At 34.5% G+C, this 8,362-nt stretch carries 10 protein-coding genes and 1 pseudogene; 2 read left to right on the forward strand and 9 right to left on the reverse strand.

From position 1 onward, the window contains the following. The coding region (locus BMZ71_RS13945) for a GNAT family N-acetyltransferase (protein WP_093234174.1) at window positions 1-491 on the forward strand (491 nt) is incomplete at its 5' end. A 289-nt stretch (window positions 492-780) separates the two neighbouring features. On the opposite strand, the gene BMZ71_RS13950 is transcribed toward BMZ71_RS13945, so the two are convergent. From BMZ71_RS13950 to BMZ71_RS15565, 4 genes and pseudogenes are all read right to left on the reverse strand, one after another. Continuing rightward, window positions 781-1,329, reverse strand: a complete 549-nt coding sequence (locus BMZ71_RS13950; RefSeq protein WP_086989634.1) for a hypothetical protein — start codon at window positions 1,327-1,329, stop codon at window positions 781-783. A 207-nt stretch (window positions 1,330-1,536) separates the two neighbouring features. Continuing rightward, complete coding sequence (locus BMZ71_RS13955) at window positions 1,537-1,932, reverse strand: hypothetical protein (protein WP_086989632.1); 396 nt, start codon at window positions 1,930-1,932, stop codon at window positions 1,537-1,539. 66 nt (window positions 1,933-1,998) lie between these two features. Beyond that, window positions 1,999-2,532 (reverse strand): hypothetical protein, encoded by a 534-nt coding sequence (locus BMZ71_RS13960; protein WP_086989630.1) that lies wholly within the window; start codon window positions 2,530-2,532, stop codon window positions 1,999-2,001. 739 nt (window positions 2,533-3,271) lie between these two features. Continuing rightward, window positions 3,272-3,592: pseudogene (locus BMZ71_RS15565) on the reverse strand (IS701 family transposase); the annotation flags it as partial. 160 nt (window positions 3,593-3,752) lie between these two features. On the opposite strand from BMZ71_RS15565, the gene BMZ71_RS13975 reads away from it, so the two are divergent. Then, window positions 3,753-4,292 (forward strand): YcxB family protein, encoded by a 540-nt coding sequence (locus BMZ71_RS13975; protein WP_086989626.1) that lies wholly within the window; start codon window positions 3,753-3,755, stop codon window positions 4,290-4,292. A gap of 83 nt (window positions 4,293-4,375) precedes the next feature. Here the strand turns inward: BMZ71_RS13975 and BMZ71_RS13980 are convergent, their stop codons facing one another. The 5 genes from BMZ71_RS13980 to BMZ71_RS15405 form a co-directional block, all read right to left on the reverse strand. Beyond that, window positions 4,376-4,708, reverse strand: coding sequence for a hypothetical protein (locus BMZ71_RS13980; protein WP_086989624.1), 333 nt, complete (start codon window positions 4,706-4,708; stop codon window positions 4,376-4,378). 365 nt (window positions 4,709-5,073) lie between these two features. Continuing rightward, window positions 5,074-5,664, reverse strand: coding sequence for an MATE family efflux transporter (locus tag BMZ71_RS15390; RefSeq protein ID WP_342725300.1), 591 nt, complete (start codon window positions 5,662-5,664; stop codon window positions 5,074-5,076). Beyond that, window positions 5,665-6,381, reverse strand: coding sequence for an MATE family efflux transporter (locus BMZ71_RS15395; protein WP_245734456.1), 717 nt, complete (start codon window positions 6,379-6,381; stop codon window positions 5,665-5,667). 1,036 nt (window positions 6,382-7,417) lie between these two features. Then, the gene (locus tag BMZ71_RS15400; protein ID WP_245734457.1) at window positions 7,418-7,780 is read right to left on the reverse strand and encodes a Fic family protein; all 363 of its coding nucleotides are present in this window, start codon (window positions 7,778-7,780) and stop codon (window positions 7,418-7,420) included. A gap of 29 nt (window positions 7,781-7,809) precedes the next feature. Continuing rightward, complete coding sequence (locus BMZ71_RS15405; protein ID WP_245734458.1) at window positions 7,810-8,001, reverse strand: hypothetical protein; 192 nt, start codon at window positions 7,999-8,001, stop codon at window positions 7,810-7,812. Between the last annotated feature and the right edge of the window lie 361 nt (window positions 8,002-8,362).

Raw genomic sequence — 8,362 nt, forward strand, 5'->3', positions numbered from 1 at the left:
AAGCGTTTGCTGATATCTTCAACAAGACTTTTTTGTCCGAAGACCCTTACTTTTTTGGAATTTGGGATAAAGAACATTCAAAAGTGCTGGGCACGCTTGCGCTAATGCGTAACGATCGACAAAATGGCGTTATCGAAGTAGGTTATGTAATATACAGCCAGCAATTGAAAAAAAGCATTCAAGCTACCGAAGCCCAGTATTTGTTGGCAAAGTATGTTTTTGAGATTTTAGGGTACAGAAGATACGAATGGAAATGTGATAGTCTAAATGAGCCTTCTAAATTAGCTGCACAGAGGTTAGGATTTGAATATGAAGGCACATTCCGGCAGGCAGTTGTATACAAAAATAGAAACCGCGATACATCGTGGTTCTCAATGCTTGATTGTGAATGGGAACGGAACAAAAAAAGACTTGAAAAATGGTTATCGCTGGATAATTTTGACCAAGACGGAAAACAGCTGCTTTCTTTAAACAACCTAAATCGTATTTGACTGAGTACGCCAACAGTTTCAGTAGCTTACAAATAACGTTGCTTCTGGTAGCTACGCCTCCTGTGTCAGGCTTCTCAAGATATTTTTTCTCCCCCCTGATTTTTTTTAAGTATCGATCTATCACTCTAGATTCTAGCTTACGGGTAACATTCGTGCATACCAATCTTCATTTATTTGAGTATTGCGAACATACTCTTGAGTTATGACCATAGCTGTCTAACATATGCACCCAGACAAAATAAAAAACTGATTATGAGTCCCGTAATCAGTTTTTTTGTTTGTATTGAATTTAATATCTTCTATTGATACGTTTATTTTTTATTTCATCTATGGGATTATTGGAATCTTTAAATACTATCTCGATGCCCTCTTCATCCTCTACCTTTAGGTCATTATTATTACACCACTCAAATATTTTTTCGGCTACAGAAATACTTTTCGAATATAGATGGTATATTTGCCGGTTTTTAAAATTGATTTTTACTTCTAATGTCACACTCTCAGACGGTAAAATCCCCATTACTAGATCAAGTTTCTTTTGAGTATTCACTTCTATCAGCTCGATTTCCTCAACTAGATGAGTTAATTTTAAACGTAAGCTGTTCTTCCAGTTTAGTGATTGCGGTTTAAATTCAAAAAAGGTGATTTGTTTGTTCGAAAATTCACATAAATACGGAGAACCTACCAAGTTCATTGTCTCTGGATAAAAATGTCCATCCATTTTGAAAGTGACTTCAACACGTTGATTTTGCAGTGTTTTGTCAAATCCTTCCCAAAACTCCCTATTTTCCCCTCTTCTTAAATCGGCACTTTTTTCAAAACTCTCTTTATTAAGCATAAATAAACACTCTCCTGATAGTGACATAATGAATGAAGCCAACAAATTTAAACGTTTTCTAAGACTATCTTAGTATATCGCTACCGTCCTCATATTAAAAATAATATGTTGGGAGTGATTCATCGTATTCCATACCTGAAGGTAATTTTTCCCTCTACCTCCCCAGATTCTGGTTCATTATGGCCGCCCATGTGTATAATGAATGTTTCAGTTTGAATAGGCTGGATCATCAATTATTTTTGTGGGAGCTTTACCTAAGTTCTTTAACAGGAAGATAGTGGATCCTGCTGCATCTCTGTAATAATAGTAGAAAGAATCCTCTTCTTGAAGAATGATGTAATCCTCTTTTTTTTCACTATGCAACGTATAAACTGAATCTTTTTCTTTGCGGTACGTTCCAGAATCCACTAAACTCGCGTTGTAATATTCTTCAAATGTTCCGTCTTGAAAGAAAGATATCATAACTATATTTGGGGGAGAAGTTTCTGATTGATAAGTTCCTACTAATTTAGGGGATGTATTTACAATAATATCATCCCAGAAAAAATAGCCCAGCAATAGGATAATGGTCATAATTCCTGTGACTACGACTTTTTTTCTCATATATTGATCCCTCCATTGCATTGGCTTTCTATCATCCTACTTATTTTTAGCCTACGTGAATTATATCTATAGAAACCTTGTCCATACGAGGTTTGCAGGGCAATAGACAGTAAAACTGTTTTCAGGGATATGCAATTCCTGGCTGATGACTTCCCTGAATTGCTCTACTGACATTCCAAGCCACAATCGATAACTGTTTTTTCCGTATGTGTTCCAGATAGCCAATTCCGCTAACTGAGGGTAATCCTCAATTTCAGGCCGAGGGATTTTTTTAAAAGTCACAATATAATCGAAGCTTGTTTTCTCTATTGGGAATACTTTCACTTTGAAATTTTCCAAAGGAACCTCAAGCTCTTTATGAATCAAATGAATGATATCTTCCGCATTCGTAGCTACAGTTCCTTTGAATGAATAAGCTCCAAATTTTTCCCAGTGTGTTAGCTTTCGAAAGACTTCAAACCACCGTATATTTGTATAATGTTCCGGGTCAAACGTGATAATGGCATTGAAACTGGACGTTGGAGATAAATACTTTTTTGATTGTTGCCAGGAATAGCCCAATAACCCTCCGACGATCACCAATATTAAAATCTTATCCAATTTGGTTCCTCCCTTTTGTCATCTCACAATAATAACGCTCTCATGAATGTCGTAAATCCAGCTAGATAGTCTTACGATTCTGGTAAACCGCGGCCACTAAACCATTTTCTTCCGCCAACTGATTATAATGCTTTTCAAGGTACTCCTTAGCACCTTGAGCTCCCTTTTTATAACTTAACTAGACTTCCCACTATTCTTATTTTTCCCGCTTTTCCACATCAAAATAACAATCAGTGCGATATATCCGATTGAAATACAATAAAATAATGGCTCATTCAGTCTATCTCTTATACCAATCAGCACTAGCATGCTACCAGCCAACAAGGGAATGTATCTATAAAAGTCTCTTTTCATTTTTTTCTCCTTTTCATAACAATCCTAAGAGGTAGTTGTTTAATGGGTAATTAGAGCCGTAAAATGGTTGCTTCTCTTTGGTTATAATTGTAGGTTCACTCGGATATTCGGCAGCTCCTATCAGTGAAGTACAAGCTAATACGCATACAATAAGTTTGTGCTTTTTCACAATCAGTGAAAGCCTCTTTTTGCGCGCTCGTATAAATATGTTTTTTTCTGAACATTTTTTATGTTACTATTGTAACAAATAATTTATTTTTTCTATAGTTAGAACTTCAGAAAAGGGGTACTGGCATGAATTTTCTAAGAATAATGTGGCGATTTTTAGATCGCTGGAATACAGTCGGTACGGGCGGCAAGTCAAATAGCTTTGTATCTTTCCTTACATCAGAAAAATGGGATAGTTACTGCACTCATCCGGAATGCAAGACAGCGCAATGCGGACCGTAATCTGATTCAATAGAGATCGGGACATTTTCTCTTCAGATAGGAGACAGTAATACGCGTTCAAACAGCTAGAGGTATCTATCCTCTTTAAAAACCACGTGTATAAAACACGGACGGATTGAATCCCTTGTATCGAAATGACCGCCAAAAGAAAAAGGAAAAACTTATTCACTGTCGGTCGAGTCATCCTGGCAAAATAAGGCGCGAAATATGCTCTCAAACTTTTGATTGTCACGCCTTTTTGATATAATTGGTTCATAGCAAACAACCCCTTTTTTTGTTGGTTTTTTCTCCAAATCAATCATACAAAAAATTGGGGGTTGTTTGTATTTTTATGCCCTTAGAGGCGTGAGAAGTTGTAAAGTGGTGAGATTAATAATTAAGTACAGATCAAACACCATAAAATTGGAGGTAACAAAATGAATGAAGAAAAATTCGATTTAAGATTTATGGGTAAACTAGATTTACAGCAGATTGAAAGAGCAACCCAGTACCAAAGGAGGACACGATTGGGAGGAAGATTGATTTCCCTTTCTTTGTTTTTTATAATCATGTATTTCTTGATTTATAATGCCTTGGATAATGTATCTGATTATTCACAATTAAACTTATTTTTATTATCTGCTGGTACCGTGTTGGTGGGAGGGGGAATTGGAGTTCTGGCCGGAAAAATGGCTATCAGGAATCGGTTAAAGGCGACGTTTCAGTCTACTCTAAGAAAAGGATACGTAGGAGAGTATGCTGTAAATCACATAGGAATTCAAATTAAGGTTAAGGATGAGTATGAGTTTTTCGAATGGAAAAGCTTCATGAGTGCTCATGAATTTGAAGATATGTTTCTTTTGGTGGTCAATAAATATTCCTATATGCCTATCCCTAAAAGTTTCTTTAGAACGAAAGAAGAAATTGATACGTTCAAAAAAATTCTTTCTCATCATGTTAGAAATTTTAGGACTTAGCTCCTTAAAAAATACAGACCCTCATCCTTACAAAATAGGGATGGGGGTCTGTATTTATAGCCTATATGTTGTATAAGGAAAAACTACATAGCAGGTTGGGTGTTCATTATAATCCCCATCGCTGCAATAAGACCTTCCATTATGGTGGGAATGGCAGTAATAATTGCAGGACCGACATACAAAAGAAATGCTCCTGCTGCTATTATGGCCAATCCTCCTGAGATTACTTGTGCTGCACTGACACCCTGATAAGCCTCATGCGAGACTTGTATTACTTTATCTTGAATATCTACAGGAACTTGGTATCTAGGAGGGAGATTGTAGTTCTTAAGGTATATGTTAAATGTAATGGAGGCTGAGGTAGTAAGACCTCCCAATAGCTCAATTTCGTATAATATTACTTTGTAAGTATACATTATTTCTCTAAATTGAACGCTCACGGAACTTTCAATTTTACCGTAAAAGATATTGAGGCAATTATACTTGTAATTCCTTCAGCATCAAGTTTACCTTGGTTAGAGAGTCCAAGATTATTTTAATAATATTCTCAACAGAGCTATCCATTTTGCTGTAATTATATACAAAAATAGTATTCCACACTTCTTAAATCGGCAATTTTTTCAATACTCTCTTTATTAAGCATAAACAAACACCCTCCTAATAGTGACATAGTGAATGGAGCCAACAAAGTAGAACGTTTTCTAATGCCTTCTTAGTATATCGCTAACGTACCCATATTAAAAACAATACACCCGAACGTGAAATTTAAGATTCAAAAACTTCAATGTATAGTCTTGTTTATTTCTAATCTATAAAATAACGTAAATATTATGTATAAAACTAAATAGTTGCAAGATAACAAAAGCAGGATTGTTTTTAAATTCAGCTCACTTGATTGTTTCAAATAAATCAATACCCCAAAAATCAACAAATTAACGACTCCAGTAATTACCAATGCTATTTTTTCTTTCCCGACAGCTTGTAAATTGAATTTTGCCACCTCAAAAAAAGGTTGCGCTATGCTTGTAAACAAAACAAGGAGTAAAATCGAACTTGCTCTTTCTATTATCTCAGGTTTATTTGTAAAAAATGCAATTGAAAGTGGGCGTATTATATACAAAATGGCTGCAATTATGAGGTAAATAATCAAAATTATTGTTAAGGCTATAAAGGGTAGGTTTAGCAATTTATTCTTGTTTTTTTCGGCCATATATTCTCCAGTTAGAACAATAACACCATTGCAGTACATAAACATAGGAGTTAAACATAGATCGACTAACCTGCGACAAACACTATAAGCGGAAAAACTAACAATCCCTAACCTTGCTAATAATGCTGTTACTCCAACATTAAAAATAGAACCTTCGAGAATTTATTGAGCAAACAATGGAATGCTTTTTTTGAGTAAAAATAATTTGTTAGAACTTTTTATGGAATATAACTCCTTCAAGTCTTCACGCAGAATAAAAAGATAGCAGCAAAATTCAAAAAATTGTGTGCATGTATTTGCTAATCCGATTCCAACAACGCTATACTCATTATTGTTGAAAACAAAGTAAACTAAAAATAAGGAGCTTACAATTTGAAATATCGAACCTGTAATTCCAATCATCAAAATATTTTTTGTTTGTTTTTTAACTTTCATTTGATTGGACAACGAAAAAATAAGCATATTAAACAGAATTTGAAATGCTGAAACTTGCGCATAAATTACGGCAATTGTTAATATATCATTTTGAAAACCATAAAGAATTTCTAGAAAATAACGACTAAAAAAGACAATAATTACTGTTGAAAGTCCACCAATCATTAAATTCAATAGAATAATTGACTTAAAAAAATTTTTAAACATTTCTGGATTGGATAATCGAATTCTAGAGGAATAAATATTAAAAGATAGACTGCCTACACCTAAAATTCCAATCAGTGAATAAATAAATGTATTCACTACTTCAGTTGCTGCGATAGCATTAATGGAAATTCGACCAATAATCGCAGCTAATAATGAACTAATTAAAATTGAAAAAAAATTATTGGCAACCAATGGTAGTGAAAAATGATTAAGTTCTTTTGCTATATTTTTATTCATAATATTCCTCTCATATGGTACTACTAATAATTTGCTGCGAATAAAAATCTCTATTTAAACGGAGATAATTCTAAATATATGTCGTTTTCAATTAAGTTATGGTAGATTATATTTTTTAGTTCTATACATCTTACCTTCTAGAACAGCGAACAGGACAGCTAAAAAAAATAATAAATAAATATAGACATTATGATTTGCGTTATAGGCAACATGTGAAATAGAAATTAGAAAATCTTGGTAAAGACGAATTATTATTGCGCCTATAAGGCATATTACAGAACTAACTATATACATAAATTTCTCCTCCAATTCGTTTGTAAGCCTTCCCTATCAATAAATTATACATTACAATAAATATATTGTACATAAAAAAGGAAATCTAAAAATGAAAAAAAAAAAATCTATATAAGCTTTTATATTCTTGTCTCACTATCCATATCATTTTCTTTTGTCCCATCTGTTTCTGCGTCTACTGAATCCGTGTCCGAACCTACTTCTCATGGTCCTTTGTATTTAGTAGAGCAAGCTAATAACTTTTCTGATCAATTTGATAATGACATCCAACCCTATAGTTCTGCAACCGTAAGGAACACTATAATTAGTTCCTCACGTTACAACTACAAATGGATTGGGTACTTAAGTGAATCTGCAGAGTGGACAAGGGCTTCCTCGTACATCCTGTCAAGTGGCAGGTCTTATTCAGTTTCAGGCAGTATGACGTATGAAGGTATGGGAGTTTCTCTCTCAACAACTTACTCTTCTGGTGTCTCTAGGACACTACCAGCTGATCCTTCTCGGTATAGTAGGCTAGGAATGTATGCCGACATAACTGTTAGAAAATATAAGAGTGACAAAAGTGTTGATAACTATACAGGACAAGTATTAAGTACTTGGTATAGCAGTGCCGTCACTCATCATAACCAGTATGTAACAGTAGTCTATTAAGCGGGATAATGAAATAAATAGATTAGGAAATCGAATTTTAAAATTCGAAGTTATAATTAAGGTATTTTAAAAATACTCATACCCTCTAAATTTAAAAGAGGATGTGAGTATTTTTTTGTCTATAGTAGCCTTTATAGTGAGCACTTCCGCTTAAAAATTTTCCAATGTTCATTAGTATACGTCCTCTGCGTCCATCCCCAACTGAAAACGGATGGATCCCTTCGAGTTGATTATATTTATCTAAAATACTCTCTAACTTCTCTTCTTCAGTAGCAGCATTCTCCAACCGGTATTCTAGGTTATACACCAACTGTTGAATAAGAAATGGCGTTTGCGGTAGCGAAGCAGTTTGGAATTCTGTACCAATAATCATGTTTTCATTCTTTTTGAATTGGCCTTTATCATATTGAAGGCGATCGATTAAATCAGCATGAAGTTCTTTGATAATAGACACAGAAAGCTTATCGTTATTCGCTAAATGATTCAACAGGTTATAAAAAGCTTTTTTTGATTTTCAATTTCGTAAAATTCGCGTACAATTGCACCACCGCTAACTGGCAGTGTACCATTCAAAATAATCGAAACTGTCGCAGGCAACGATATCGTTTTTCCTTCGATCCCTGCTGAGTGGTGGGCAAGACGCACCAGCATGTCATCTAAATAGTCTTGTGGCATTTTTTTAGAAATCCGCTCACAAAAACAGCCCACCTCTTCACTCCCATAATGTTAAAATATTATTTACCATTTTAACACCAGTCTTTTTCTATCTTTTCTAAATTTGGGATACATATTTTTCGACTCTATGTAAGACCTAACCTATTTGTAGTGAAGTTAAACTTTATTTTTTCTCCTTAATGGTCATTTTTCTTGTGAGTACAAGCGTTGGTAATTCCCAATAAAATCCCACCTAAAGCTACTAAATATAAATCAAAGTTACTTGTCAATCAAAACCACCCGTGTGAACGGGTGGTTTGCTCTACGGCTGAAAGCCTTTGTTACTAACCAACCCCTAAAGGGGCTCTGAATGGTTCGCCAA

The organism is Trichococcus flocculiformis (assembly GCF_900113645.1).
Taxonomy (GTDB): domain Bacteria; phylum Bacillota; class Bacilli; order Lactobacillales; family Aerococcaceae; genus Trichococcus; species Trichococcus flocculiformis.